We start from the raw sequence: 26,675 nt of genomic DNA on the forward strand, positions 1-26,675 counted from the left end.
TCCCCACACAATGAAAAGAACAAAGGAACACACCATGACTTCAACGGACATCCAGGACTACATTCCCGAAGAGGAGTGGCCGCCGGTTTCCGCCATGCTCGAAGGCTTCGGCGATCAAACACTGCCCGCCTCCCCCGCCCTCACCGGAGCGGCCGTTAGCATCCCGGGCGAGGACGGAGCAACCGAGGAGTACGTCTTCGACACGGAATCCTCCATCATCTGGACCTCTCAGCGCGGCAACGAGAAGACCAGCGGAACAGCAGGCTACAAAGCCATCGAAGCCCGCCCCGGGATCTTCATCATCGACTTCGTCCGCGGCGAAGGGCTCACAGCAGATAACGTCACCATTATCTGGGACCGGAACACCGGCGCGGTGACTTCCGGCGTATCACGCTTCGTCCTCGTGGGCGACAGGACCCGCAGCACTACCGGCTTCAGCCAGACCAATAGCAACGGCTCGGCGGCCCGGCACGAACGCTCATCCGGCCTGGTTGGAAAACGGATCTTCTACCGTTACAGCGACGTCGAGTCCTACGAACACATCTACCTGAACCCAGGCACCTTCACCTGGAACTGCGTCCGCGGCGGCGAGGCAGGGCTGGCGGACACCGATCGGTGCATGACCTGGGAAGTAGCAGAGGACCTCTTCATCTTCTTCTGGACCGAAAAGGTCATGTGCGTTGAAGCCGTTCTGCTCGTGGACCTGCGGGAACAGCGCTCCATCGGACGGATGTTCGGCTGGGACGACCCCGCCAACGAACCGGTCATCCTGCCCTTCGATTCCCGGCTCAGCGTGCTGAACACCACCGAGTACCCCCAGGACACCAACAAGCATTAGGCCCAGAGGATGTCCGGTCCTGCACCGGACATCCTCTCATCAGCGGTGCGAACGGCTTCCCAACCTGGACCATGCGTCGACGGGAGCAGTTGTGATGCTGACTGCGTACTTCGGCGATATCTCCCTTTTAGCGCAGCCCTCACAGGACTTCTCCGACGAACCCATAACCAAACGGACAACGACCACAGGGCCTCTGCTGCCGGAGAAGGCCACGCTATGGAGACCTACGAGTCCCTCGACCCGCGTGGCCACCATAGACTGCGGCATACCCCCTCGTCGCCAAAGAACAGTTCGGACCCTCCTGCCCATCATCCGCCTACAGCACCATCGGTGAAGCAGTGGAAAAGCAGCGGTCTCGAGGTCGGCCTCGGTGCCGCCGTTTGGTCCCTTACTTGGCTTCGGCTCGGTAGGCCGCAACCCGCATCCAGCCCGGAACGGTATGGGAATCACGCACGGCGCCGTCGACCCCCGCATCCCGCGGGCGGCGGACAATCCGGCTACGGGGGTGTTCGCTATCGAAGACCTCAAACACCTCGGCGTCCCCCAGCTCATCAACGGCTGACCGGTAATTCAACGGCGGGAGCCCGGCACCGCAGAAGGAGGACCCGTGGCGGCCAGTTCACGCAGTGCGCTAACCGTCTGAGGTCGCAAAATGGGGAATGGTCCTCTCGCTGGTGATCGGGGTCATCGCCATTCTCAACTAGACCACCTCCGGGGTCCGCCAGCCTAGGTTTCGCTGGATTACTACTGACCCCTTTATCGCTCCGATAGTCTTCATGCCTGATTGTTTGGGCTTTGGCTGCTATGCAGGGAACTTCGGAAACTCAACAGAACGTATACGGCGGGGTCGGTAGCGTGATCGTCATGTTCCTGTGGCTCTGCATCCTCAACTTGTCCATGCTGTTCGGAGCCCATACGCAAGGGGCGCCTGGCCCTTGACCTGCCACCTTGCCCGCCACAGACTGACACTGCGCAAGTTGGTGATAACCGGGCGGGATGTGAGGGCAAGAATGGGCGCCAATTCATTTCTCATCATAGTCGGCCTCGATGGTTCTGAACTGTCTCGCGGTGCCCTGAAATGGGCAGTTGAGGAAGCCCGGCTGAGGCAGGGGGCGGTCAGAGTGGTCACGGCCTGGCACTATCCGCCTATCCCCTCCAGCGTTGAAGACACTGGACCAAACGATACTTTTCACTATTCCCAGCGCATGCAGTCTGAAGCGCTGGAGGCCGTAGACAGCCACGGTGCTGAGATTTCAGCGGTACTTGTCCACGACCTGCCGGCAAGGGCACTACTGGACGCAGCAGAAGACGCGGACTTGCTGGTTGTTGGATCCCGCGGCCACGGGGGTTTAGCAGAGCTCCTGCTCGGGTCGGTCTCCTCGCAGGTGGCCCATCATGCACCTTGCCCGGTTCTGATCTTTCGAGCTGGTGCCAAGGACACCGCGGCAGAGTAGTTGGAAGGGGGCGGCGCCATCCAGGTCCCGTCTCCCCCACGTGCTCGTCAGACCTGTTCGCGGAGCGCCTTGATACATCCATTACTACGCCCCGGCAGCGGTACTACCGTCACGGCGATACCCGGCAACTCCAGGACCTTCAGGAGGTGGCTTCCTCTGCCGGGCGTTGCATCGCCTGGGGGATCCCCCAGAGCGACCAGTATCAGTGACGCCTCGGCCCCTCGTTCGGAAGGGTCCGCCGTCCCGCAGTCCATCACAGACGGCACGAGGTTTCTGGGCGAGCGGTGGACCGTGTCTATCGCGCGTTCGGCCACAAGCTTTGGTTGCGTATTCGCAACTACTGATTAAAACTGGTTCCGATATCCTTGGGCCTGAGGAGAGGCAATGCAAGCATTGGCCAGTTACTCCGGGGAAGAACGACTCACTTAGCCTCCGCGGCATCCCTGAACCTCCTGCCAGCCAAGGGCCGGTGCTGGTTGAGGGACTGGCAGTTGGCCTGTGCGGCACCGATGCCGAAATCATTGCGGCGGAGTACGGCGAGGCTCCCCCGGGGCCAGGACTACCTGGTCTTGGGCCATGAAAACCTCGGCCGGGTTCGGGAGGCTCCCGAGGGCTCCGGATTAGTGGAAGGTGACTTGGTGGTGGGCATTGTCCGCAGGCCCGACCCCGAACCTTGCAGGGCCTGCGCCGCCGAGGAATGGTACATGTGCCTGAACGGCAAGTACACCGAGCACGGCATCAAAGGCCTGGACGGGTTTGCGCGGGAGAAATGGCGCGCGGACCCGGAGGCGATGGTGAAGCTGGACCCGGGACTGGAGGACGTCGGCGCCCTGCTGTGGGCGCCACATACCACCGCGAGTCCCTCCCGGATTCCGGACTCAAGCCGGACGTGCTGGTCGAGTGCACCGGGGTAACGTCCGTGATAATGGAAGCGCTCCGCTGCCGAGCCCAGGACGCCATCACCTGCCTCACCGGCGTCTCTGGCACCGGCAAGCAATCTATTGTGGACGTGGGGGCGCTCAACCGCGAGGAAGTGCTCATGAACGGCGTGGTATTCGGCAGCGTCAACGCCAACCGGCGCCACTACGGCGCCGGGGCTAAGGCACTCGCCACCGCCGACAAGGACTGGCTGCGCCGACTCATCAGCCGCCGGGTGCCCCTCGGTAAGTTCGAGGATGCCTTCGACCAACACGCGCACGACGTCACGGTTGTCCTCGACCTCCAGGCTGCCGGTACCGAAACGCCCCAATCATGAGCTCCGGGCAGAATTGGCCGGAAGCCAACGCCGGCGATCGGCTCCCGTCCGGCCGCCAGCACGAGATTCGGCATGGCCGGCAAAAGCTGTCACTGACCGAAGTCGCGGCGCCTTGCGGGACTATCTGCATGACGGGCGCCCACTGCTGGACGGATACGAACCGGAAGAGATATGCACCGGCGTGGGAACAGTCCCTCATCCCGCGGCCCAACCGGATCAAAGGTGGCAGTTACGAAGGGGACGCCGCCGCGCTGCAGCCTGACCCGAGCGAGCCGGACAAGGGGCAACGCGATTCATGGCCTGACTCGCTGGCGGAACTGGGAGGTTGGGAACCACACGGAGAACAGCTTCTCCTTCACCTACGCCCCCCTTGCCTGCCAGGGGTGGTCCTGGGTGCTTGACTGCCAGCTGGACTACAGGCTCGACGACGACGGGCTGGACGTGCGGACCACGGTCACCAACCGCAGCCCGCAGGGTACCCCTACGGGACAGGGGCGCACCCGTATCTGAGCCTCGGGCTACCAGACCAAGTCATCGACGCAGGACTGGTCCAAGTTTCGGGGCAAACTTACCTGCCGGTGGATGAACACGGCATCCCCACTGGCCACGAGCGGGTGGACGGCACGGAGTATGACCTGCGGGAATTCCAGCAACTTGGTTAACGGCACATCGATGTCGCCTACACCGCCCTGGTCCGCGGGGAGGATGGCCGGGCCCGGGCAAGGCTGGTGCGCCACGACCGCTCCGCCTCGGTGGAACCTTGGGTGGCCGGGACATCCGTACCTGGAAATTTTCACCGGGGACACCCTTCCCCAAGAAGGCCGACGCCGGGCAGAGGTCCCGTAGTTGGATCTCCAGAGTGACCACTCGAATGCAACATGTTATCTATTGCTGAATCGCAAATACTGCGGTTGAATGATGACTATGGGTTGCCGCATGAACAGCCAGTCAGTTTCCGGGCCCCAAAGTAAAACGGCCGTCCGATGTACCTTTGCCACCGGCGGCGGCGGCAAAGGCCTCCATGGCCGCAGCCAGGGCGGGACGGCGTCCGGGCGGCATCCGCGAAATCACCTCGGCGATGGCCTGCCTGCGGTGCTCCAGTACGGTGTTGACCAGATCGCTTCCTTTTCCGGTCAGTTTCAGCAGGACGTACCGACGGTCTGCCGGGTCCTCCCGCCGCTCAATCAGCCCCGCCGCCACCAGCCGATCGCTGATGCGTGTGGCGTTGGAGGCGTGGACACCGAGTTCGGCCGCCACCCCGCCCAGGTTCTGGGGCCCGAGGTTGTGGATGCGAACCAGGACGCGCAGCTGGGGGCTGTTAACGATGTCTTCCACCTCCGCCACGGAGCTGGCCACAACCCGTAGCAAGACATCTGCCGCAGCCAGCACCACTTCAACTTCCTTGCTGCGAGGGTTCGGCTGATCTTCGGGTGCAGATGGCGTGTCCATATCAACATCTTCCCCGGCTAGTTACAGAACTGCAAAGGTTGCGGAGCATCAGGGGTAAGGAGAACCATGCGGAGCCAACACGAAGATCCCTTCACAAGCACGGCCACCGGCATCGACCGATTCGTCCGGAATGTTCAAGCCGGCCGGTTTGAACGTTCCCTGTCCGCGCTGACGGCGGCCGGCGCCCTGGTGACCGCGGCGGAAATCTTCCTTGAGCATGACAAGGCCAGTTTCGGGAACAAGTGGATGTGGGCGCCGGTTGCACTGGGTCCGGTGGGGGCTGCAGCGGGGGTAGCTGCAGTCTTCAGTCGGCGCATGGCCAAGACGGCGCTTCCACTGGCCAGCGCGGCCATCGTCGCCAACGGTCTGCAGGGGACCTGGCTGCACCTGCAAGGGATCCGTCAGAAGCCAGGCGGCCTGTCGAACCTGCGATACAACCTTGAGATGGGTCCGCCGTTGTTCGCTCCCTTGTTGGTCACAATGGTGGGCGGCATGGGACTGCTGGCCTCGGTTCTGAGGAGGGAACCGTGACCGGGCTCCCCCTGCAGAGGGACGACGGCGGTGGACGCTACCCGGGCTTCAGCACGCTCGCCCAGGCGCGGCATTGGGACCCGGCGACGGCCGCCGTCGTGCAATCCCGGATGGGCATCCCCCCGGACATCCGCTTCTTCACCCCGGAGGAGGAGGCGGCGGCGCGGGCCCTCTTCGACCAGTTGCTGGATATGAGTGACGAATCCCGGGTGCCGGTGGTGAACATGGTGGACGCCCGCCTCGCGGAGGAGGAGACCGACGGCTGGCGCTACGACAACATGCCCAGGGACGGGGAGGCTTGGCGTGCTTCCCTCGCTGCCCTGGACGAAGAGGCCCGGTCGCGTGAGGGCTGCACTTTCGCGTTGCTTAGCCGGGACGGGCAGGCCCGGCTGCTAAAGGACGTGTGCGACCTGCACACGGGTCTATGGCAGGGGATGCCGGCGGACCGGGCGTGGAGCCTGTGGACCCGGTACGCCTGCACCGCCTTCTATTCCCATCCTCTGGCCTGGGACGAGATCGGCTTTAGCGGACCGGCCTACCCCCGCGGCTACAAGAACCTGGGGGTCGACCGGCTGGAGCCCTTCGAAGTGCGGGATATCCGGCCTGAAGCGGATCCGACCCATGTGGCAGACCGGTGAGCGGGGCTGACCGGTGAGCCGGCTTCGCGAACGCAACGAATCAGCCTGGCTGCTGCCCGCCGGTCCGGGCAGCAACCCGCGGCTGCGTGCCGACATGCGGCGGTACCGGAACGATGACGAGGTGGACATCGTCATCGTGGGCTGCGGGGCAGGCGGTGCCACGCTGCTCCAGCGCCTTGCCCGGGCAGGCTGGCAGGCTGTGGGCCTGGATGCGGGTCCGTTCTGGGAACCCGAGCAGGACTGGGTCAGCGATGAAGCCGGCTCGCACCACCTGTACTGGACCGAACCGCGGGTGATCAGCGGAGCAGACCCTGTGCCGCTTGGTTCAAATAATTCCGGCCGGGGCGTGGGCGGCTCGATGGTCCATTTTGCCGGCTACACGCCACGTTTCCATCCCAGCGACTTCCGCACCCTAAGCACGGATGGAGTAGGCGCCGACTGGCCCCTGGGCTACAGCGAACTTCGGCCCTTCTATGAGGACATCGAGGCGGAACTTCCCGTCTCCGGCGAACACTGGCCGTGGGGCGACCCCCACAGCTACCCTCACCGGCCGCACCCGGTCTCCGGCAACGGGGAGCTGTTCCTGCGCGGCGCCAACGCCTGCGGCATCACCGCGAAGGTGGGTCCGGTGGCCATCGCCAACGGCAGGTTCGGCAACCGGCCGCACTGCATCTACCGCGGATTCTGCCTCCAGGGCTGCAAAGTCAACGCCAAGGCATCCCCGCTGATCACGCACGTCCCGGACGCCCTGGCCCACGGCGCCGAAATCCGCCCCGACTCGATGGCAACCCGGATCGGCTTTGACGAGCGCAGCGGGCTGGCAACCGGCGTCGAATATGTCCAGGGCGGCGTCATCCAGTTCCAGCGGGCGCGCCTGGTGGCCGTGGCCGGCTACTCGATAGAAACCCCGCGGCTGCTGCTGAACTCCGCCACGCCGCGCTTCCCGGACGGGATGTGCAACGACTTCGATCAGGTGGGCCGGTACCTCATGGTGCAGGGCGCGCCCCAGACAGCGGGACGGTTCCAGGCCGAGGTACGGATGTGGAAGGGCCCGCCCCCGGAAGTCAGCACCGAGGACTTCTATGAGACGGACCCGGCCAAGCCCTACAAGCGCGGCTTTTCCATCCAGTGCGTCTCGCCGCTTCCCATTACGTGGGCAGAGCACGTTGCTGCCCAGGGACACTGGGGGGCGGCGCTCCGCCGCTACATGAGCGACTACCCTCATTGGGCCTGCCTCGGTGCGCTCTGTGAATTTCTCCCCCTCGAGGGAAACAGGGTCACGCTCGCGGACGAAACCGACCGCAACGGCATCCCCGTGGCCTCCTTCAGCTACAGCCAGTGCGACAACGACCGGCAACTGATGTCCGCAGCGCAGGAGGTCATGGAGCGGATCCTCACCGCAGCGGGAGCGGAGGAAGTGATCACCATCAACCGCTACGCGCACTTGGTGGGCGGTGCCCGGATGGCCGCCGGGGAGCGGGAAGGGGTGGTTGACCGGAACCTGCGTAGTTTTGCCATACCGAATTTGCTGGTCACCGACGGCAGCGTCCTGCCCACCCAGGGCAGCGCGAATCCTGCGCTGACCATCATGGCGCTGGCGGCGCGTGCTGCCCGCGTCCTGGTCCAAGGCGCCCGCAGTGGCGTCCCGACGAGCACGAAGGAAGACTGATCATGGCAACAACAGTGGCTGACTACCTGCTCACCCGCCTGGGCGAGTGGGGTGTGGACAAGGTCTTCGGTTTCCCCGGAGACGGCATCAACGGCATCCTGGCCGGCTTCGGCAAAGCGGGCAACGAGCCGAAATTCATCCAGGCCAGGCACGAGGAGATGGCCGCCTTCGAGGCCGTGGGTTACGCCAAGTTCAGTGGCCGGGCCGGCATCTGCATGGCCACGTCCGGTCCCGGTGCCATCCACGTGCTCAACGGGCTGTACGACGCAAAGCTGGACCACGTCCCGGTGGTGGCCATCGTGGGCCAGACCGCCCGCAGCGCCATGGGAGGCTCCTACCAGCAGGAGGTTGACCTGCTGACCCTGTTCAAGGACGTCGCCTCGGAGTACGTACAGATGGTCACCGTTCCGCAGCAGCTGCCCAACGTCATCGACCGGGCCATCCGGATTGCGGAGGCCCAGCGGGCCCCGACCGCGGTCATCATCCCGGCAGACGTCCAGGAACTCGAGTACGCCGCCCCCACCCACGAGTTCAAGATGGTGCCATCCAGCGTCGGGGTCCGCTGGCCCGAGATCCAGCCGGACAGCGAATCGATCCGCGGCGCCGCCCAGCTCCTGAATGAAGGTTCCAAGGTGGCCATCCTGATCGGGCAGGGAGCTCGCGGCGCCTCCGCCGAGGTCCAGGAAGTGGCGGAGCTGCTCGGGGCCGGAGTAGCCAAGGCCCTGCTGGGCAAGGACGCACTGTCTGATGACCTGCCCTACGTCACGGGCTCCATCGGCCTGCTGGGCACGCGCCCGAGCTACGAGATGATGCGTGACTGCGACACCTTGCTCACGGTGGGTTCCAGCTTCCCGTACACCCAGTTCCTGCCCGAACCGGGCCAGGCCCGTGGCGTGCAGATCGACGTGGACCCCAAGATGATCGGGCTGCGCTACACGAACGAGTTCAACATCGTGGCCGACGCGGGCACTGCTTTACGGGCCCTGATCCCGCACCTGGAGCGGAAGAAGGACCGGTCCTGGCAGGAAAGCCTGGAATCATCCATCAGCCGCTGGTGGGAAACCATGCACGACGAAGCCATGGTAAGCGCCGACCCCGTCAACCCCATGCGGTTGTTCGCCGAGCTCTCCACCCGTCTTCCCGCCAATGCGATGCTCAGCGCCGACTCCGGATCCTCAGCCAACTGGTACGCCCGGCAACTGAAGTTCCGGGGAGAGGTCCGTGGCTCCCTGTCCGGCAACCTTGCCACCATGGGCCCCGCTGTTCCCTACGCTATCGGTGCCAAGTTCGCCCACCCCGGCCGCCCTGCCATCGCATTCGCCGGCGACGGTGCCATGCAAATGAACGGGCTCGCCGAACTGATCACCATCAAGCACTACTGGCACGAATGGGACGACCCCCGCCTGGTGGTGGCCGTCCTGCACAACAACGACCTCAACCAGGTCACCTGGGAAATGCGGGCCATGGGCGGCGTGCCCGCCTTCCGCGAATCCCAGGCCCTCCCGGACGTGGACTACGCCGGATTCGCCGAAAGCCTGGGACTGCAGGGCATCCACGTGGACAATCCCGACGACGTCGGCCCGGCCTGGGAGAAAGCCCTCGCCGCAGACAGGCCCACACTCCTGGACGTCCGCACCGACCCCGACATCCCGCCCATCCCGCCGCACGCGACCTTCGAGCAGGCACGGAAGACAGCCGAGGCCATGATCAAGGGCGATGACAGCGCCTGGGGCGTGGTGAAGGAGGGCGTCAAGACCAAGATCCAGGAATTCCTGCCACACAAGGAGGGCTGACTGGTGAGACCCGCTGCGGCTCCCGTCACCACCCTCCAAGCGGCTGCCTATACTGTTCCTACCGATGCCCCCGAGGCGGATGGCACGTTCAGGTGGGACTCCACCACCATGGTGCTCGTGCAGGCCAGCGCGGGTGGAAAGACGGGCATGGGCTGGACCTACGCGCCGGCCTCGGCCGCGGGCCTCGTGAATGGTCTCCTGGCCCCCGCTGTCCGCGGACTTGACGCCCTGGACGTCCCGGCCGCTGCGGCGGCCATGGCCCGGGCAGTGCGCAACCCCGGCAGCACCGGGCTCGCGTCCTACGCCGTCTCCGCCGTCGACTGCGCCCTCTGGGACCTCAAAGCCCGCCTCCTGGACCTGCCGCTGCACAAACTCCTTGGCACAGTGAGGGACAGGGTGGCCGTCTACGGCAGCGGCGGGTTCACCACCTACTCCGAGGACCAGCTCCGAAGCCAACTGGAAGGCTGGGCCCACGACCAGCACATCCCCCGCGTGAAAATCAAGATCGGCCAGGACAACGGAACCAACCTGCCGAGGGACCTGGAACGCATCCGTCAGGCGCGCACCGCCGTCGGCCCGGACGTGGAACTGTTCGTGGACGCCAACGGTGCCTATACCGCCAAACAGGCGGTCCGCGTGCTGCGTGCGGCCGCCGCCGAGAACGTGACTTGGTTCGAGGAACCCGTCTCCAGCGACCATCTGGCTGGACTGCGGGTGGTCCGGGACGCGGTGGACGCGGACGTGGCGGCAGGCGAATACGGCACCGGGCTCCCCTACTTCCAGCGCATGTGCTCGGCAGACGCCATCGACTGCCTGCAGGCGGACGTCAGCAGGTGCGGCGGGATCACCGAATGGCTGCGGATCGCCGCCGTCGCCGCGGCCCACGGCCTGGAGGTGTCCGGCCACTGCGCGCCCCACCTGAGCACCGCCGTCGCCGCTGCAACCCCCAACTTCCGCCACCTCGAATGGTTCCACGACCACGTCCGGATCGAAAACCTCTTCTTTGAAGGAACACTCAACCCCGACGGCGGATCCCTGCAACCAGGAGACGGCCCGGGCACCGGACTAACCCTGCGCACCGCCGACGCCGCCCCCTACAGGGTCGCCTGAACACCGGCGGCAGACCACCGACCGAAAGGAAGCCCATGAGCACCAGCCCCGGCAACGCAAACCCGCCTGCGCAGGCACTAAACCGTGACCCTACTGGCCAGGACCCTGGCGCCAAAGACACCACGGCCGACGAGAAAGCGCTGCTCCAGGCGGCGATTTTTGAAGTGACGCGTAAGGCTGACGGCAGCAGTCTGCCCGGCATCAAAGACAGGCTCCAAACCGAGTTCGCGCGCCGCGGCGTGCAGGCGCCCACCCCAATGTGGCTCGATGCGGTGGCATCGGCAGCCTTCCACGGCGAGCCCTACATCATCGATCTCCCTGCAGCCCTCGCTGCCGAAGCGGCCGCGCCGGCCCCCAACCAGGAGATACGGGAGCGGCTGGCCGCACGCCGGGAGTTGCGGGAGGAACAACTGCCCCCGGGAATTTTCCCTCCAGCTTCGGCTTGGGAGCTGGATGACAACGACGTCACGCGCGAAGACCCGGAAACCGGCCGGCAGGACTCCCGAACCGTGCCGGCGGGCAGGACGTCGCTCTGGAAGATCCTGTCTGCCGCAGCGGTGGTACTCGTCTGCTTTGCAGCGGTCCGGGCCTTGGCCGTGAACAGTGTCCGGAGGGTCAGGCGCCCGGGTTCCAAGCGCACGACGGCGGGTGGTACGTAATGCCGGCATGGCTGCAGGCATGGATGTGGGGCACCATCGCCGGCGGAGCGCTGGTAGTGGGATGCGCATTGGCCTGGAAATGGAGGATCCCGCCAAAGGTGGTGTCCTCCGTGATGTCCTTCGGCGCCGGGGTGCTGATCTCGGCACTGTCCTTCGAACTCGTGGAGGAAGCCGTCAACGGCGGCGGACTGTGGCCCACCATTGCCGGGTTCGCCACCGGCGCCCTGGTTTACGTGGCCGCCAATGCCGTGCTGGCCAGAAAGGGCGCGAAGCATCGGAAGCGGTCGGGCGGCAAGCAGCCCTCCGAGCAGGACAAGCCGGGCAGCGGGACAGCCATCGCCGTCGGGGCGCTGCTGGACGGCATCCCGGAATCGGTGGTCCTGGGCGTCGGCCTGGTCACAGCAGGCGCCGTCAGCCCTGCCATGCTGGCCGCCGTCTTCATCTCCAATGTTCCGGAGGGACTGTCCAGCACCGCTGGGATGAAGAGAGCCGGCCGCAGGCCTGGTTACGTGTTTGGTGTCTGGGGCGGCATTTCCGTCCTGTCCGGGCTTGCCGCGCTGGTCGGGTTCCTGGTCCTGCAGGACGCGTCCGGGGAAGCGGTGGCATTCATCACCGCCGTGGCCGCCGGGGCGATCTTGGCCATGCTCGCCGACACCATGATTCCCGAAGCCTTTGAAGAACACCACATGCTCACGGGACTGATCGCTGCCGCAGGATTTCTTGCTGCCTTCACGATCGACCAGACAGGCGGATAGGCCCGGGCTCCAAAGATTGGGGGGAGAGCCCGGGCCGCACAGGACACGAAGCCGGAGGAACAGTTGGCAAGCATCGAAGACTACGCAATCATCGGCGACCTGCACACCGCAGCCCTGGTCGGCCGCAGCGGATCCATTGACTGGATGTGCCTGCCCCGCTTCGATTCGCCGGCCTGCTTCGCGGCCCTGCTGGACACACCGGAGGCGGGACGATGGCTGCTGGCCCCGGTCGGGGCGGGCAACTGCACCCGCCGTCGCTACCGGCCCGGCACGCTGATCCTGGAGACGGAATGGGACACTGCAGACGGGCGCGTCCGGGTTACGGACTTCATGCCGGCACGCGATGACACGGCCGACCTGGTACGCATCGTGGAGGGCCTGAAAGGCAGCGTCGCCATGAAGGGCGAGCTGCGGCTGCGCTTCGACTACGGAAGGATCATCCCCTGGGTACGCCGCATGGACCACGGCATCAGCGCCATTGCCGGCCCGGACGCCGCCTACCTCAGCACTCCCGTCCCGCTGAAGGGCCAGGACATGCGGACCGTCAGTGACTTCAAGGTCAAGGCCGGCGACCGGATCCCGTTTGTCCTGCGCTGGGCCCCCAGCTTCAAACCGGCCCCGGACCGCACCGACCCCGTTCGGGCCCTGGCCTCAACCCAGGCGTTCTGGGAGCAGTGGTCCGGCCGCAACACCATGGCCGGTGACTACCGGGACGCCGTGGAACGGTCCCTGATTACGCTCAAGGCACTGACCTATGCACCTACCGGCGGCGTCGTCGCCGCCGCCACCACGTCCCTTCCCGAAGACCCCGGCGGCAGCCGCAACTGGGACTACCGCTACTGCTGGCTGCGGGACTCCACCCTGACCCTGCAGTCACTGCTGGCCTGCGGCTACACGGATGAAGCCGCGGCCTGGCGGGAATGGCTGCTGCGCGCCGTGGCCGGCAACCCGGCCGACCTGCAGATCATGTACGGCCTGGACGGAACCCGCAGGCTGCCCGAAGCCGAACTCCCGTGGCTGGGCGGATTCGAAGGTTCCAAGCCGGTCCGCACCGGTAACGCCGCCGCTCCGCAACTGCAGCTGGACGTTTGGGGCGAGGTCCTGGACGGCCTGGCCCTCACCCGGGCAGCGGCTCCGGGCAGCAAGGACGATTCGTGGGATATCCAAGTGGCCCTGATGGAGTTCCTGGAAGGCGCGTGGGACCAGCCTGACAATGGGCTTTGGGAAATGCGCGGCCCCCGCCGGCATTTCACGCACTCCCGGGTCATGGCTTGGGTAGCAGCAGACCGGATGGTCAAAGCCGTCGAGGAGTCAGGCCTTCCGGGGCCCGGCGGCCGCTGGACCGCGCTTCGGAAGCAGATCCATGACGACGTCATGACCCGTGGCTTCGACGAAAAGCGCAATACCTTCGTCCAGTCCTACGGCAATCCGGAGCTCGATGCGAGCCTGCTACTGATCCCCCGCGTCGGGTTCCTCCCCCACGACCACCCCCGGGTCATCGGCACCGTGGATGCAATCCAGAAAGACCTGACCGAGGACGGGTTCGTCCTGAGGTACCGCCCGGACGCGAGCAACGACGGGCTCCCCGGCACGGAAGGCGTCTTCCTTGCCTGCTCCTTCTGGCTGGCGGACGCGCTGCTGGGCATCGGCCGGCGGGACGAAGCCGTTAACTTGTTCGAACGCCTGCTCTCACTGCGCAACGACGTGGGCTTGCTCAGCGAGGAATGGGACCCCCGCAACAACCGCCAGCTCGGCAACACACCCCAGGCATTCAGCCACTTCCCGCTCGTCCACTGCGCCCTCCAACTGCAGCACGGCCCCCACCACAGCAACACTCCCGTCGGTGGCCAGCACACCATAACAGGCTGAGAGGGCACCGAAATGACATATGCCAGGGGTTAACCTATGTAATAGGGCATGGAACAAACGGGGGGGAATCGGCCATCTTCGAGGAGCAAGGCACAGATATGGGTACGCAAGGCATGGCTGGACACAGTGAAGCATTGGAACGGACCCTCACCGCATCGCGGGCCTTGCTCGGATTGGTAGCCCGCTCCCTGTCAGGTGTATCGGACGCCGTTACTCTTCCACAGTTCCGCGTCCTGGTGCTGCTGGCCTCCCGCGGTCCGGCCAGGATGGGCGACCTCGCACAACTCCTCGGCGTCCACCAGTCAAGCTTCAGCAGGACGGCGGACAGGCTGGAGGCGGCGGGGCTGCTGGTGCGGGAACAGAGCCCGGGCAGCCGGCGTGAAGTCGTGGTCTCGGCGACAGCAAATGGACTAAGGATCGTGGAGGACGTGACGCAGGCCCGCCGCCGGGAGATCGCCCAGGTCCTGGCTGGCCTGTCGCCGGAAGAACAGGACAAGGTTGCGGCCGGCTTTGAACTGTTTGCCCTAGCGGCGGGAGAGCCGTCGGCAGCAGAAAGCCTGCTGCTGGGAATCTAGTTCGCCGAAGTTTCCGGCCCCGGCCTGCAGACGAAGGGATGAAGCCATGTGGGAGGAATTGACACTCACGCCGCAGCAGGCCCTCGAAGTGGTGCTGTCGACGGCGGGCATGTACATTGCGCTGCTGGTCCTGGTCCGTATGCTGGGGCAGCGGGTCCTGGCACGCGTGGCAAGTTCGGACCTCGCCACCATCGTGGCCCTGGGCGCTGTTATTGGCCGCGCTGCGCTGGGCTACACGCCTACGCTTGGGGCCGGTCTCCTGGCGCTGGTGAGCCTCTTCGGGATGCAGGCCGTCGCGGGACAGCTGAAACGATGGCGCGTAGCTGAGCGCTTTCTGCAAAACCGTCCGGTGCTGCTCATGTCGGGCGGCACCGTCATCCGCGACAACCTCCACAAGGTGCACCTGACCGAAGCGGACCTCTGGCCCACCCTCCGCCTGGCGGGAGTAAGGAACCTGGACGAGGTGGCCTGCGTCGTCCTCGAAACCACCGGGGAAATCAGTGTCCTCAGGCGGGGCGCGGACCTGGACCCGCGGATCCTGGCGGACGTGCCCGGGATAGACAGCCAATCAATTTCGGAAGGGCCGCGGAGAAACTCCCACGTGCCGGAGCAGCCAAGACCGTCGGCGTCCCTGGTGGCCAGGGCCGGACGCGTGGGCCTCCACCACTTGTTCACGGTTCAACAGCGGCACGTATCCGCCCGTGCGCGGCGCGGCTACTTCATCGCAGCCGGGGCGCTGGTTGTGGCCGGCGCGGCGCTCTTCGCCCTCACCCTGTGGGGTGTCCTCCACAACGATGGGCTCAGTGAGCTTGACCTTACCGCCCGGCAATGGCTGCTGTTGCAGCGCTCCGCTGTGCTGACCGCCGCCATGACGCCGGTGGCGCTGGTGTTCGGGCCGGTGGCGATGCCCATTATTGTCCTGGTCGTCATGGTCGCCTGGGCTGTGGTGGAAAGGCATGCCTGGCGGCCCCTGCTTTTCGCCGGGGCCATGGTGGCCGGCGTCGTCATTTCGCAGATCATCCTGCCGATCGTCCACCGATCCCGGCCGCCGATGGATGACATGCTCCTCGCACCCGATCCCAGCTTTTCGTTTCCGTCGGGCCATGTATTGGGTGCCTGCGATTTTCTGCTGGTCCTGGCATACCTCATCACATCACGGCGCCAGGACAAGCGGCTTGCGCGGGCCCTGTGGTCCGTAGCCGCTGTGCTCGGCATCGGGCTGGTGACCTTGAGCCGGCTGTACCTGGGGTATCACTGGCTGACCGATGCGCTGGCCTCCATGTTCCTGGCCCTGGCAATCGTGGGCGCAGTCATCGCACTGGACACGTGGCGCACGGCCAGGGTTGTTGCCGGGGAGGCAGGTTCATCCCCCGCGTCCGCGGACCGGCCGGAACCGGAGGCTTCCCCTGACCAGGTAAGGCACGAGCCTATTCGGCTTTTTCATCGAAGCTGAACCCGCAGGCGCAACGGTAGGTAAGCGTGCCGGCGGCGCTCTCTTTGTTTTCCTCCGGGCCGGCCGCTGCCGCCTCCGCCGGGGGCATGGGCTGCATAGCCTCCCCGCAATGGATGTGCGTGGCCAGCATGCGCTGCAACTGGGGGTCGTCCGAAGCCGTCCACACGGTTTCCTTGTACCGGGTCATGCCGTCACCCGGGCCAGCGCGGCCAGGAGCTTGTTGCAGGCCTGTTCGGAACGGCGGCAGGCACCGGCGCAGGCTTCGCAGTGTTGATGCATGGAGGCACGTCCGGCGCACTCGTCGGCACAGGCCATGCAGGCTGCCCGGCAGGCTTCCACCACCGCACGTGTCACCTGCCCATCGCGCCCCTGGTGGCGCGAGAGGATTTTGCCGGTGGCTACGCAGGCGTCCACGCAGTCGAGGCTGGTGCGGATGCAGGCAGCAAGCTGCGCCGCCGTGTCCTCACTGAGGCAGGCGTCCGCGCACGCGGTGCAGGTTTGGGCACATTCAAAGCACGCCTGGATGCACTCGGCCAGCGTGGCCTTGTCCAGCTCTGGCGCGCCCTGCGCGCGGGCGTCGATCATCGATTGAACGTTGGTTGTCATTGGCTTGTCTTTCCGGTTTCGCCAGCAGTGGTATTTGCGTAAAACAGCGCTGCTTTTTACGTCCGGCTGACGCCAAGCTGTGCCACCGTGGGCGTGGAAAGCTCCGGCTCAGGCGGTATGTGCGGGAAGAAAAGGGGGCATTCGCCGGTGCGGTGGTCCAACTGCCCCGAAGGGTGTGTCAGCGCTGTCCTGAGTGGAGCCGGTTCAGCGCGGGGGGCCTGCCGGCGTTCAGATCGGTCCCCCCTCAGCGGTGGCCTGTCCTGGAGCGCCGCACCCGGAGTGAACGCAGGAAGCTGGCGGGAGGACGACGGCGGTGTGCTGGCCTGGGCACGTTCAGCTGGGACCGAAGGCACCACCTGGGACCACGGCGGCGCTGCAGCAAGAGACCCTGCGGTATCAGGAGGTCCGGAGACTGCAGGCATGTGGCCCGCAAGGGTGTATCGGCTGCCCTGCATGTAGGAGGCCGCACCGGCGATGAGAAACGCCAGGAGGATCCACACCAGGGCGGTGGGCAGCGCGGAGGGCCTGCAGCGGCGCTTCCCTGGCGGCGCACTGTGCAGCGTGGCCCACAGCCGCTTCCCGTTGAACATCCTTAACAGCCTAGCTTCACAGGAGGTGGGGCAGGTCACACCTGCATTACGTTTCGGCCCCGGGTTGGACGTCACGGGCAACCGCCTCTGCCCGGTCGAGCAGGCGCCGCCGTTCCGGAGCTGAGTAGTCCGCCGCGGCTACCGCGCTGCGCAGCCGGTCCAGATGGTCCAGGACCACGTCCCGGTACAGTCCCTTCCGGTCGCAGAATGCGACTTCATGCAGGAGGTCCAACAGGCGGGCTGCCACGTCCGCGTCCGCGGCGCCGTAAGTCCTGGTCTGGTTCACCGCCAGGTCCATCAGCCCACGCAGCCCCGGCAGTGAAAGCACAACCCGCACGCGCCCGTCGTCGTCGGTCATGTGGTCGGGGCCGGGCTGCCTGTCCACCAGCATGCACAGCAAAGCCGAGAGGTGGCCGAGGACGTGCACTGCCGTGGTGGGGTCGTTGATGCCGGGTGACAACGCCCGGGCCGCCACGTCCACCAGCTGCCGGAACCCGAAGCCGACATCCTGGACGCTGGTGCGTTCGAACCCGGTGGACACCGCATGGTTGACGTCCCGGCAGAGCGCTTCCCGGGCATCCGGTCCAAGAGCGGCTCCCGCGTCCAGCGGCCAGGCGGTGGCGAACGGAACGCCCTCCACCAGGGAACTCCCTGGTTCCCTGTCAATCCGGATCACGGAGCTGGAGTCCACCGCAGCCGCCAGGAGTGCGTCCTTGTCCAGGGAGGTGAGGAACCCGGAGGACGCTGCCGTGATGGGAAAACTGCCGGGCTTCGGCACGGGCAGGGCGCCCACAACGGGCCGGTCCTTCGGGAACACCCTGTCAATGGCGTCCCGGGTTTCTCCGTCCACCCGGCGCATCATCGTTTCCACCCTGATCTCCCGGGTGAGGTGGGCGAGGAACAGCACCAGGCCCACCACGCTGGCAATGGCAAGGGCGAAGGCAACGGTTACGGATATTTCGGGGACAAAGAGAGTGTTTCCAGCGGACTCGTCCCGGACGCTGCGGAGGACGGTCAGGGCAAACGCGAATGCTGCCAGGAACAGCGCCAGCGTCCCGTGGACAAACCGGTCGGCGGTAAAAGTGCGCAACAGGCGGGGCGAAAACTGGCTGCTGGCCAACTGCAGCGTGACCACCGTCAGGGAGAACGTCAGGGACGTCACCGTGATCAGGGATCCCGCAATTGCCTGCAGGACCGCCCTGGCCGCGTCCGGGCCGCCGCTGAAGAGCAGGACGCTGACGCTGTCCGGCAATTGCCCGTCCACGGTCGAGTCGAGCGCCGGCAGTGCGACTCCAAGCACCACGGCTACTGCCACCGCCAACGCCGGCAACGGCCACAGCTGTGTCCGCAGCGTGTCCAGCCAATGGGCGGCGCGTCCGCTCAGCAACGCTCGGCCTCGCCTGGGAATGCCTCGCTCATTGACCTCTCCTCCCCTATCCCGGTGGTTTCGGACGGGTGGCCACCCCTGTTCAGCTGCCACCGGCCGGACCAGAAGTACCCAGCGTACTGTCTGCAGCACCTTGCGTCCCGTCGCTGGGGCCGGCGCCCGCCCCGGGTCACAGCAGGCCCGCCCACACCAGGCCCCCGCCGATGCCTACGGCCAGGATCAGGACCGCTCCCGCCAGCGCAGCACCGGCTGCCCACGGCTGCGGGCTGAAGTCACCCGCGCCCGGGGAATCCGGTGACGCCGCACGGAAGGCCGGGGCAAGCCAGCGGAGGTAGTAGAAAAGGCTTGCCACCGTGTTGACGGCGGCGATCACCGCCAGCCACCAAAAGCCGCCGTCCCACGCGGCAGTGAAGACGGTGAGTTTTCCCAGGAAGACTGCGGTGGGTGGCGTCCCCACGAGGCTCAGCAGCGCCACCACCAGCGCAACCGCCTGCCACGGCTGGGCGGCGGCGAAGCCTTCGTAGGCGGTGAGGACGTTCCGGCGGGGGTAGGCACCGATAACTGCGAAGGCTGCCAGGTTGCTGGCCGCGTAACCGGCCAGGTAGACGAGGACGGCCGGGAGCGCCAGCGGCACGGCCCCGGCCACGGCGAGCGGCATCAGCAGGTAGCCTGCCTGGCTGACGGTGGACCACCCCAGCAGGCGCCGGGGATTCTGCTGTGCGAACGCAGCCAGGTTGCCCAGGGTCATGGTGAGCGCGGACAACAAGGCGACCAAGAGCGGCCAAGCCACCGTCGGCGGCATGTGTTCCAGCAGGCGGTAGGCAGCAAGGATGCCGCCGATTTTGGGAACGGTAGTGGCGACCGCGGCGGCCGCGGTCCCGGCCCCCTCGGCGGCATCCGGAACCCAGAAGTGACCGGGCACGGCTCCTGCCTTGAACATCAGGCCGGCAAGGACGCCCACCAGCCCCACGCCGGCAACGGCACCGGACGCCGTTTCGAGTCCGGCCCGGAGGCTTCCGTAAGCGGTGGTCCCCGCCGCGGCGTAGAGCACCGTAGCGCCCAGCATCAGCAGGATGCCGAAGAACGCGCCCTGCAGGTAGGTCTTAAGCGCGGCTTCGGCCCCGGGGACGGTCCGGCCCAGGCCGATCAGGGCGTAAAGCGGGATACTGGCCAGGAGGAACCCGGCGATGAGCACCAGGAGGTCCGCCGCGCCCGCCAACACCATGGCGCCAAGGGAGGCCAGCAGGATCAGGCTGTAGGTTTCGCTTTCGCGTTCGCTGCCGCGGAGTTCGTCCGTGCCCAAGGTGAACACCAGCAGCGCGGAGACTGCAACCACCAACCGTCCGCCGCCGCTGATGGCATCAACGGCGTAGCTGCCCGAATAGGCGGAGGTTTCGGGGCCGGCGAGGGCGGCGGCCGATGCGGCAACGGTGCCCGCCAGGGCCGCCACTCCGAGCGCCCGGCTGACCCATTGCCGTTCCCTCGGCAGGAAGGAACCGGCCAGCAAAGCCGCAATGGCCCCCGCCAGCATCAGGATTTCCGGCAGCAGCACCAGAGCGTCGGTCCCCGGATTCATGGACTCCACAGGCGGCTACCCTCCCAGCTGGCTGACCAGGGAGGCCGCAGCCGGAGCGATGATATCCAGCAGGGGAACCGGCACCAGTCCAACCAGCACCGAGAGCACCAGCAGGCCACCTGATGAAAGGGCCTCCGCCGGGCGAAGATCCGTCACGGACCGCGATTTTCCGCGCGTTTCCCCGGTGAACACCCGCTGGAGCGCCCGCAGGAAGAGTGCGGCGGTGATGAGGATGCCGGGCAAGGCCAGGGCCGTCAGCGGGGCGGCGCCGATGCTGCCGGCAAAGATCTGGAACTCCGCAATGAATCCGCTGAATCCGGGCAGGCCCAGCGAGGCGAAGGCGCCCACGGCAAAGACTGCGGCGTAGCGTGGCGCCGGCGCTGCCAGTCCGCCGAAGGCGCCCATGTCATAGGTACCGGCGCGGCTGTGGAGGACACCGGCCAGCAGGAAGAGAGCGCCGGTGATCAGGCCGTGGCTGACCATTTGCGTGACGGCACCGGTCACCGCGGTTTCCCTGGCCGCCTGGCTTCCGCCGGCACCGGCGGCGGCCAGGGCCAGGATGATGTAGCCCATGTGGTTGACGGAGGTGTAGGCGATCATGCGTTTCAGGTCGCTTTGGGCAAGGGCAAGCAGGGCGCCGTAAAGGACGGACACCACTCCGACGGCGATCAGCACCGGGGTCCATGCCCGCCAGGCGTCCGGGAGCAGGGGCATGGCAATCCGGACGAAGCCGTAGGTGCCCATCTTCAGCAGGATGCCCGCCAGGACCGCCGAACCGGTGGACGGTGCGTCTGTGTGGGCCGGCGGCAGCCACGTGTGGAACGGCACCGTGGGTGTTTTGATGGCCAGGCCAACGACGACGGCGCCCAGCACCCACAGTCCTGCCGGATTGTCCCGCAGCGGCTGGGCCCGGAGCAGCTCGGGGATATCGAACGTATGCGGGGCGGCCCCCAGGTAGAGGCCGATGAAGCCCAGCAGCAGCGCCAGCGAGCCCAGGAAGGTGTAGAGGAAGAATTTCAGCGCGGACCTGGCCCGGTCCCCGTGGCCCCAGCCGGCGATGACGAAGTACATGCCGACGATCGAGAGGTCGAAGAACAGGAAGAACAGGATGAGGTCCTGGGCGGCGAACAGGCCGATACTGGTTGCCTCCAGGAAGAGGAACAGCGCGGCGCGCGGTCCGGGCCGGTCCCTTGCTCCCCAGTCGTAGATGGCGCAGGCGAGGAAGATGACGGCGGTGAGGACGATCAGCGGCAGCGACATCCCCTCCACGCCCACGTGGTAGCTGCTTCCGACATTGGGGATCCAGCGCAGTTGTTCCTCGTAGGCGAGGCGTCCGGGCCCGGGATCCCGGTACCCGGCCCAGAAGATGGCGGCGAGCAAAACCTCGACGACGGCCGCACCCAAGAACACGTAGCGGGCAGCGCCGCCGCGCCTGCCAAACGACAGGATGACTGCTGCCGCGGCCAAGGGGAAAAGGATGGCAAGACTGAGCAAGGTCACCTCACGACGATCAGTAGGACGGCCGCCAGGACAATGACCACGGCGGCTTGGACGTAGTAATGGTGCAGTTGTCCGGTCTGGGGCCGGCGCGCGGCCCTGCCGGCACGGCGGACGCTGCGGGCAAGGGCGCTGACGGCCCCGTCAAGGGCCTGGTCCGTGATGGCGCTCCGGCCTGCCGCCCGGGCCGTGGCTCCGGCCGCCGCTTCGGTGCCGGAGTCCAGGGCCGTGTCTGCCGTGTTGAGGGCGCCAGCCGCGCGCAGCGTCAGGCCGGCGGAGCGGCCGGCGGCGCAAGCCAGGACGGCGTCGTCGAACCGGGCCAGGTGGCAGGCGGCGGAAAGCACAGGTCGGACCAGAAGGATGTGGGCGGCACGCTCCATCTGCAGCCACGCTGCCGCAGCCGGCAAAGATGGAAAGGACGCGCCGTACCGCCATACGGCGATCAGCACGGCCAGGGCAAGAACGCCTGACAGTGCGAGTTCGGGCAGGGAGGACGGTGCCCCGCGGCCGAGCATCCCGCGCACCACGTCCCCCACCGGGCCCAGCACCAGCAGGCCGGAAAGTGCGGCTGCGCCGGCAAGTATGCTGACGGGCACCTGTTGCCAGCGGCTGACGGCCCGGCTTCCCTTCTCCTCCGAGTCGTACCCGGCTGAAGTCCCCGGGAGCGCCGGTTTCCAGATCAATGCGGCCGCCCTGGCCGCATAGGCGGCCGCCAGCACTGCCCCTGCCAGGCCGGCGAGGTAGAGCGGCAGGGAGTGCTCGCGTGCCGCGGTCAGGACGTTGTCCTTGGTGGCCCACAGTGACAGCGGCGGGATTCCGGCCAGCGCCAGGACGGCAAGGGTGAAGGAGGCGCCCAGCAGGGGCCAGCGCCGTCCCGCTCCGCGAAGATCCGCCAGCCGTTTGGTTCCCAGGGCCGCGAGCCAGGCACCGGCGGCCAGGAACAGTGCACTCTTGGTGGCGGCGTGGGCCATCAGGTGCGCGGCGCCTCCTGCCGCCTCACCAACGCCGGCGGCCATGGTGACGAATCCCAACTGGGCTGATGTGGAGGCGGCCAGCAGCTGCTTCAGGTCCTCCTGGCCAACCGCAATCAGTCCCAGCACCACCGCGGTGGCTGCACCTGCCCACGCTGCGGCGTCGGCGGCCCACCCTGCCGCCGCAAGCAGCGGCTGGACCCGAAGGAGAAGGTAGCCGCCCATGGCCACCATGGCGGCCGAGTGCAGCAGCGCACTGACGGCGCTGGGACCGTCCATGGCACGGGACAGCCAGAAGCTGAAGGGCAGCTGCGCGGCCTTCCCCAGGGCTGCAACCAGGATTCCCCCGGCGGCGATGTCACGCCAGGGGGTGGGGAGGCCGTCCAGCGCGGCGAGCGCCATTGCGTCGCCGGACAGTCCGCCACCGGGCAGCGCCCCACCGGACAGTGCCCCACCTGATACTGCCCCACCAGACAGTGCGGCCGCCATCGCCGCACCCGCGGCAAGATACAGCCCCAGGTCGGCCGTGCGGGTGGCAATGAAAGCGGTCAGCCCGGACGATACCCGTCGCGATTGCCGCCAGTTGAACCCGATGAGAGCGTAGGAGGCGGCCCCCATGATCTCCCAGGCGAAAAGCAGTGCGGGCAGCGTGGTGGCGGTCAATGTCACCAGGACCGCGGCGATGAAGACCAGCATCAGGCCGTGGAACCGGGCCGGGCCGGCGATGCCGGCTGCTGCTGCGTAGACCAGCACCAGGAAGGCCACTGCGGCAACTGCCGGGAGCAGCAGCGCGCTGAGGGCGTCGACCTCCAGTCCGAAGCCGGCCCCGGCCAGGAACGGCACCCACAGGGCAGGCCGCAGGGCCGCCGCAGCCGAGGCGGCACCTACTACCAGCGCGGATATAGCGACGGACACCAGCGGCGCCGCGGCGTCCGCCTTCCGTCCGGCCACGGCCAGCGTGGTCCCGGCGACGGCGGGAAGCGCAATCAGCAGGATCAGCAGCCAGCTCATCCGGACAGGTCCGATGCCATGTCGGTCATGTCCGTTCTGCGTGAGCGGTGCAGCAGGATGGCAACGGCAAAGCCCATGGCCATTTCCACCGTCATCGCGGCGATCACCACCAGCAGCAGCACCTGCCCGTCCGGTGCCGGGGCCAGGAACCACCAGAAGCCGGCCGCGGCGAGGATGACCCCGTTGAGCATCAGTTCCAGGCCCATCATCACCATGACCACCACCTGCTGGGACATGGCTCCGTAGAGGCCCACGCAGAACAGCGCGGCTGCCGCCAGCAACACCAGTTCAAGGCTCATCCGTGCCCACCGTGCCCCTGGTGCTCTCCCCCGCCTTGATGTCCTGCATCCCCGTGGTGCCCACCCTGCCCATGGTGGGCTCCGCCGTCGCCCTCTTTGGGCTCGGGAGGCACCGCCGGGTAGGCGGCGTACCGGCTGCGTGGATTTGCCAGGACCAGGGCCGAGACCAGCGTGGCGAAGAGCACCGGGCTGACCACCAGCATCACCAGCATCTTGGAGCCCATAATGGCCTCACCGAGCGATGCCGTGAGGTTCCCTGCGGCCGGTGCCCCGCCCTGTGGCCAGTCCGCGAGGAGGATGCCAGCGGCCAGGAGCAGGAACAGCCCCACCGACGCGGAGGCAGCCAGCTTCTTGCTGTGGACCATGTCCATGGGCATCAGGGCCGGGTTCATGCCCATGAACATGATCATGAAGATGGCCATGATCGCCATTTCCATGACCATCATCAGCACGGTAATAACGCCGATGTACTCGAGCTTGAGTTGCAACAGCATGATGCCGACCGCCACGAAGGACACGGCCAGGGCATAACTGGCGCGGGCCATCGAGTCCGTGCGGAACACCGCCACTCCCGCGGCAACCGCAACGGCGGCAAGGGCTGCGAAGACAACCGTTTCGAGCATCAGCTGCCCCTTCCGGTGATGGTGATGACGGAGACAACCAGGACCTGCACGAGGACCAGGGGAAGGCCCACCACCCACGCCGGTGCCATCAGCTGTTCCGGCCGCAGCTGCGGAATCCGCCGGCGCAGGGCCACGAGCAGCCAGAGCAGAGCGACCGCCTTGGCAAGAAACCAGAGCCAGTCCGGGAACCAGGGGCCTGACCCGCCGCCCAGGAACAGTGCGACGGCGAAACCCGACCCGGCAGCGAGCAGCGAATACCGGCCGGCCAGCACAAGGAGCCGGTCCACGCCGGAAAGCTCGGTCAGGATCCCTCCGCCGAGGTCCGCGGAAATGGGGGCGGTGAAGGGCCGCTGCAGCGAAAACGCCAGCACGGCGGCCAGGAAGACCAGGAAGGCCACGGGCATCCACACCACGAACCACAGGCCCTCCTGCGCCGCGACAATATCGGCCATCCGGAGGCTCCCTGCCGCCACGGCAGGGGCGGTCAGCGCGAACATCAGCGGCAGCTCGTAGGCCAGGACCAGGGCCAGGAAACGGTACCCGCCCACCAGGGGATACACGCTGTTGGCACCCCATCCGGTCAGCCAAACGAAGGCCCACACCATCACGTCCATGGCGTTGAACCAGACGAGCCCCACATCAAGGTCGGACACCACCCATGCGCCGACCGGGAGCACGGCAACCTTCAGGGCCGCGGCCACCAGCAGGCCCACCACGCCCACCTGGCGCAGCATGGCGTCTGCCGACACCGTGGTGCGCCTGCGCTGGCGCAGCAGCCGTGCCCCTTCGGCGACGGGAGTGAAAGCGCCCCTGCCCGCGCCTCCGGCGCGTGCCGAGATGACACCGTCCGCTATCGCCCCGGACGATGCAACCACGACCAGGACCGCAAGGGCTGCCAGCGGCCCCCAGGACGGCAGCTGCTGGACTGCGCCGCCGCTCATGTCATTCCCCCTTCCATTGCCGGCATGGATGCAGGCTGCAGGTCCAGGCTGGCAACGATGAGGCGCGCCACGAATAATTCCTGCCCACGGACAAGCCCGGGCAGGGTGTTTTGGGGGTCTAAGGCTGTCGTTGAATGAGCCGCCGCCGGATCTACCATGCGCAGCAGCCGTTCCCACGCATCCGTTCCGGCTAATTCCCCTGCTGCCGTACCCTGCGGGATACGCCCCACCCCGTGGAGCGTCCGCCGCAGCAGCCAGTTCCGGCGAAGCCTGGACGCCTCGGCATCAAGCCGCTGCAGGCATTCCTCCATGCCGGCCCCTGACCGCGCGGCGTCCCGGACAGCCCTGATCCGGGCCGCCTGGTCAGCACCGGCAAGCTTCATTAGCCGCGCGGCGAGGTCCATCCGGCGGATGACGACGGCGCGTTCCCGGCTATGCGGGCGGTCGCTTCCGACGGCGGGCGGGTGGAAGGCGTACTCGACGGCCGCGGCAAAAACGACGTCGCCCTGCAGCTCACAGCGCAGGACAAGTCCGGCCGGCCAGAGTGGCAGGTAGGGGCCCAGCGGCAGCTTCAGCACGTCCAGGTCAAGGCCGTCCCGGTCCTTGCCCTCGCCTGCCAAGGGGATCCCGCCCGGCATCGGCATGTCCATCCCGCCATGGTCCATGCCCCCGTGGTCCATGTCCCCATGGGACTCCATCCCGTCGTGGTCCATGTCGCCGTCGTCCATGTCCTCGTGGGACTCCATTCCCTCATGGTCCATGTCCCCGTGGGAGTCCGTACCGCCGTCGTTCCGCTCGTGTTCGCTGGTCCGCCCCTGCTCGGCCTGGCGTTGATGGTCCTCGTCCGCCAATTCGGCGGCGCAATGGTCCAGCAAAGCGTGGACGTCCTCCGGACGGCCGGCGCGCGTCCGGCTCCTGGGACCCGGCATCTGGTTCCAGAGGCGTTCGAGGCCGTCGTCCCCACCGTTCGGGACGTCGCCGCACACGCAGAGGATGTCCGCGTCGCCCGGCGACAGCGCCTCCACCCAGCCCCTGCGGGCTATGTCCTCTTCCGCGGCCATCCTGGCGCGTGCTCCCCCCGCCGCCTCCGCGATGAACACGTGGCAGCGTTTCACTGCGGCCCGCG

26 protein-coding genes and 1 pseudogene are annotated in these 26,675 nt (G+C 67.0%); 16 read left to right on the forward strand and 11 right to left on the reverse strand.

Translation table 11 applies throughout. The features are described from left to right. The first annotated feature begins 34 nt into the window (after positions 1-34). The 6 genes and pseudogenes from AC2JAJ_RS18955 (at position 35) to AC2JAJ_RS18980 (ending at position 4,209) form a co-directional block, all read left to right on the forward strand. A complete protein-coding gene (locus AC2JAJ_RS18955; protein WP_473697397.1) occupies positions 35-838 on the forward strand; it encodes a MoaF C-terminal domain-containing protein in 804 nt (267 codons plus the stop codon). A 439-nt stretch (positions 839-1,277) separates the two neighbouring features. Next, positions 1,278-1,400, forward strand: a complete 123-nt coding sequence (locus tag AC2JAJ_RS18960) for a hypothetical protein (protein WP_473697398.1) — start codon at positions 1,278-1,280, stop codon at positions 1,398-1,400. Between the two features lie 448 nt (positions 1,401-1,848). Then, entirely contained in the window at positions 1,849-2,292 is a 444-nt protein-coding gene (locus tag AC2JAJ_RS18965; RefSeq protein ID WP_473697399.1) for a universal stress protein, read from the forward strand. Positions 2,293-2,801: 509 nt separating this feature from the next. Next, on the forward strand, positions 2,802-3,206 hold the full coding sequence (locus tag AC2JAJ_RS18970) for an alcohol dehydrogenase catalytic domain-containing protein (protein ID WP_501053483.1): 405 nt from the start codon (positions 2,802-2,804) through the stop codon (positions 3,204-3,206). After that, positions 3,182-3,547: an MDR/zinc-dependent alcohol dehydrogenase-like family protein gene (locus AC2JAJ_RS18975; protein WP_501053261.1), complete on the forward strand. Its 366-nt coding sequence runs from the start codon at positions 3,182-3,184 to the stop codon at positions 3,545-3,547. Before AC2JAJ_RS18970 ends, AC2JAJ_RS18975 begins: the two co-directional genes overlap by 25 nt. 171 nt (positions 3,548-3,718) lie before the next feature. Beyond that, positions 3,719-4,209 (forward strand): annotated as a pseudogene (locus tag AC2JAJ_RS18980) (aldose epimerase family protein). A 286-nt stretch (positions 4,210-4,495) separates the two neighbouring features. Here AC2JAJ_RS18980 and AC2JAJ_RS18985 read toward each other — a convergent pair. Then, positions 4,496-4,996 carry a MarR family transcriptional regulator gene (locus AC2JAJ_RS18985; RefSeq protein ID WP_486414861.1) on the reverse strand — a complete coding sequence of 167 codons (501 nt, stop codon included), beginning with the start codon at positions 4,994-4,996 and terminating at the stop codon, positions 4,496-4,498. Between the two features lie 66 nt (positions 4,997-5,062). Here AC2JAJ_RS18985 and AC2JAJ_RS18990 point away from each other — a divergent pair, with 66 nt between their 5' ends. The 10 genes from AC2JAJ_RS18990 to AC2JAJ_RS19035 all read left to right on the forward strand — a co-directional run bounded on the left by AC2JAJ_RS18990 (position 5,063) and on the right by AC2JAJ_RS19035 (position 16,048). Then, a complete protein-coding gene (locus AC2JAJ_RS18990) occupies positions 5,063-5,527 on the forward strand; it encodes a hypothetical protein (protein ID WP_473697402.1) in 465 nt (154 codons plus the stop codon). Continuing rightward, complete coding sequence (locus AC2JAJ_RS18995) at positions 5,524-6,165, forward strand: gluconate 2-dehydrogenase subunit 3 family protein (protein ID WP_486414860.1); 642 nt, start codon at positions 5,524-5,526, stop codon at positions 6,163-6,165. The genes AC2JAJ_RS18990 and AC2JAJ_RS18995 overlap by 4 nt, the downstream gene beginning before the upstream one ends. A gap of 13 nt (positions 6,166-6,178) precedes the next feature. After that, positions 6,179-7,834 (forward strand): GMC family oxidoreductase, encoded by a 1,656-nt coding sequence (locus AC2JAJ_RS19000; RefSeq protein ID WP_486414859.1) that lies wholly within the window; start codon positions 6,179-6,181, stop codon positions 7,832-7,834. Between the two features lie 2 nt (positions 7,835-7,836). Continuing rightward, a complete protein-coding gene (locus AC2JAJ_RS19005) occupies positions 7,837-9,627 on the forward strand; it encodes a thiamine pyrophosphate-requiring protein (RefSeq protein ID WP_473697405.1) in 1,791 nt (596 codons plus the stop codon). Positions 9,628-9,630: 3 nt separating this feature from the next. Further along, complete coding sequence (locus AC2JAJ_RS19010) at positions 9,631-10,737, forward strand: enolase C-terminal domain-like protein (RefSeq protein ID WP_486414858.1); 1,107 nt, start codon at positions 9,631-9,633, stop codon at positions 10,735-10,737. Positions 10,738-10,772: 35 nt separating this feature from the next. Further along, on the forward strand, positions 10,773-11,396 hold the full coding sequence (locus AC2JAJ_RS19015; protein WP_501053263.1) for a hypothetical protein: 624 nt from the start codon (positions 10,773-10,775) through the stop codon (positions 11,394-11,396). Beyond that, positions 11,396-12,151 (forward strand): ZIP family metal transporter, encoded by a 756-nt coding sequence (locus tag AC2JAJ_RS19020; RefSeq protein WP_473697408.1) that lies wholly within the window; start codon positions 11,396-11,398, stop codon positions 12,149-12,151. The genes AC2JAJ_RS19015 and AC2JAJ_RS19020 overlap by 1 nt, the downstream gene beginning before the upstream one ends. 63 nt (positions 12,152-12,214) lie before the next feature. Beyond that, complete coding sequence (locus tag AC2JAJ_RS19025; RefSeq protein WP_486414856.1) at positions 12,215-14,020, forward strand: glycoside hydrolase family 15 protein; 1,806 nt, start codon at positions 12,215-12,217, stop codon at positions 14,018-14,020. A gap of 113 nt (positions 14,021-14,133) precedes the next feature. Continuing rightward, on the forward strand, positions 14,134-14,595 hold the full coding sequence (locus tag AC2JAJ_RS19030) for a MarR family transcriptional regulator (protein WP_486414855.1): 462 nt from the start codon (positions 14,134-14,136) through the stop codon (positions 14,593-14,595). A 46-nt stretch (positions 14,596-14,641) separates the two neighbouring features. After that, entirely contained in the window at positions 14,642-16,048 is a 1,407-nt protein-coding gene (locus AC2JAJ_RS19035) for a phosphatase PAP2 family protein (RefSeq protein ID WP_473697411.1), read from the forward strand. Here the strand turns inward: AC2JAJ_RS19035 and AC2JAJ_RS19040 are convergent. The 10 genes from AC2JAJ_RS19040 to AC2JAJ_RS19085 all read right to left on the reverse strand — a co-directional run bounded on the left by AC2JAJ_RS19040 (position 16,023) and on the right by AC2JAJ_RS19085 (position 26,664). Further along, positions 16,023-16,235 carry a hypothetical protein gene (locus AC2JAJ_RS19040; RefSeq protein WP_473697412.1) on the reverse strand — a complete coding sequence of 71 codons (213 nt, stop codon included), beginning with the start codon at positions 16,233-16,235 and terminating at the stop codon, positions 16,023-16,025. The two genes, AC2JAJ_RS19035 and AC2JAJ_RS19040, sit on opposite strands and share 26 nt — an antisense overlap. Beyond that, positions 16,232-16,654 (reverse strand): four-helix bundle copper-binding protein, encoded by a 423-nt coding sequence (locus AC2JAJ_RS19045; protein ID WP_473697413.1) that lies wholly within the window; start codon positions 16,652-16,654, stop codon positions 16,232-16,234. The genes AC2JAJ_RS19040 and AC2JAJ_RS19045 overlap by 4 nt, the downstream gene beginning before the upstream one ends. A gap of 636 nt (positions 16,655-17,290) precedes the next feature. Further along, positions 17,291-18,631 (reverse strand): DUF2254 domain-containing protein, encoded by a 1,341-nt coding sequence (locus tag AC2JAJ_RS19050; protein ID WP_473697414.1) that lies wholly within the window; start codon positions 18,629-18,631, stop codon positions 17,291-17,293. 169 nt (positions 18,632-18,800) lie between these two features. After that, entirely contained in the window at positions 18,801-20,207 is a 1,407-nt protein-coding gene (locus AC2JAJ_RS19055) for an NADH-quinone oxidoreductase subunit N (protein WP_486414854.1), read from the reverse strand. A gap of 15 nt (positions 20,208-20,222) precedes the next feature. Continuing rightward, positions 20,223-21,707 (reverse strand): complex I subunit 4 family protein, encoded by a 1,485-nt coding sequence (locus AC2JAJ_RS19060; protein WP_486414853.1) that lies wholly within the window; start codon positions 21,705-21,707, stop codon positions 20,223-20,225. Continuing rightward, complete coding sequence (locus AC2JAJ_RS19065; protein ID WP_486414852.1) at positions 21,704-23,686, reverse strand: proton-conducting transporter transmembrane domain-containing protein; 1,983 nt, start codon at positions 23,684-23,686, stop codon at positions 21,704-21,706. Before AC2JAJ_RS19065 ends, AC2JAJ_RS19060 begins: the two co-directional genes overlap by 4 nt. Next, positions 23,683-23,985, reverse strand: a complete 303-nt coding sequence (locus AC2JAJ_RS19070) for an NADH-quinone oxidoreductase subunit NuoK (protein ID WP_473697418.1) — start codon at positions 23,983-23,985, stop codon at positions 23,683-23,685. The genes AC2JAJ_RS19065 and AC2JAJ_RS19070 overlap by 4 nt, the downstream gene beginning before the upstream one ends. After that, complete coding sequence (locus tag AC2JAJ_RS19075) at positions 23,982-24,608, reverse strand: NADH-quinone oxidoreductase subunit J (RefSeq protein WP_473697419.1); 627 nt, start codon at positions 24,606-24,608, stop codon at positions 23,982-23,984. Before AC2JAJ_RS19075 ends, AC2JAJ_RS19070 begins: the two co-directional genes overlap by 4 nt. Next, a complete protein-coding gene (locus tag AC2JAJ_RS19080; protein WP_473697420.1) occupies positions 24,608-25,549 on the reverse strand; it encodes a complex I subunit 1 family protein in 942 nt (313 codons plus the stop codon). The genes AC2JAJ_RS19075 and AC2JAJ_RS19080 overlap by 1 nt, the downstream gene beginning before the upstream one ends. Further along, a complete protein-coding gene (locus AC2JAJ_RS19085) occupies positions 25,546-26,664 on the reverse strand; it encodes a hypothetical protein (protein ID WP_473697422.1) in 1,119 nt (372 codons plus the stop codon). Before AC2JAJ_RS19085 ends, AC2JAJ_RS19080 begins: the two co-directional genes overlap by 4 nt. Between the last annotated feature and the right edge of the window lie 11 nt (positions 26,665-26,675).

It is taken from the genome of Arthrobacter sp. MOO21, from assembly GCF_057369995.2.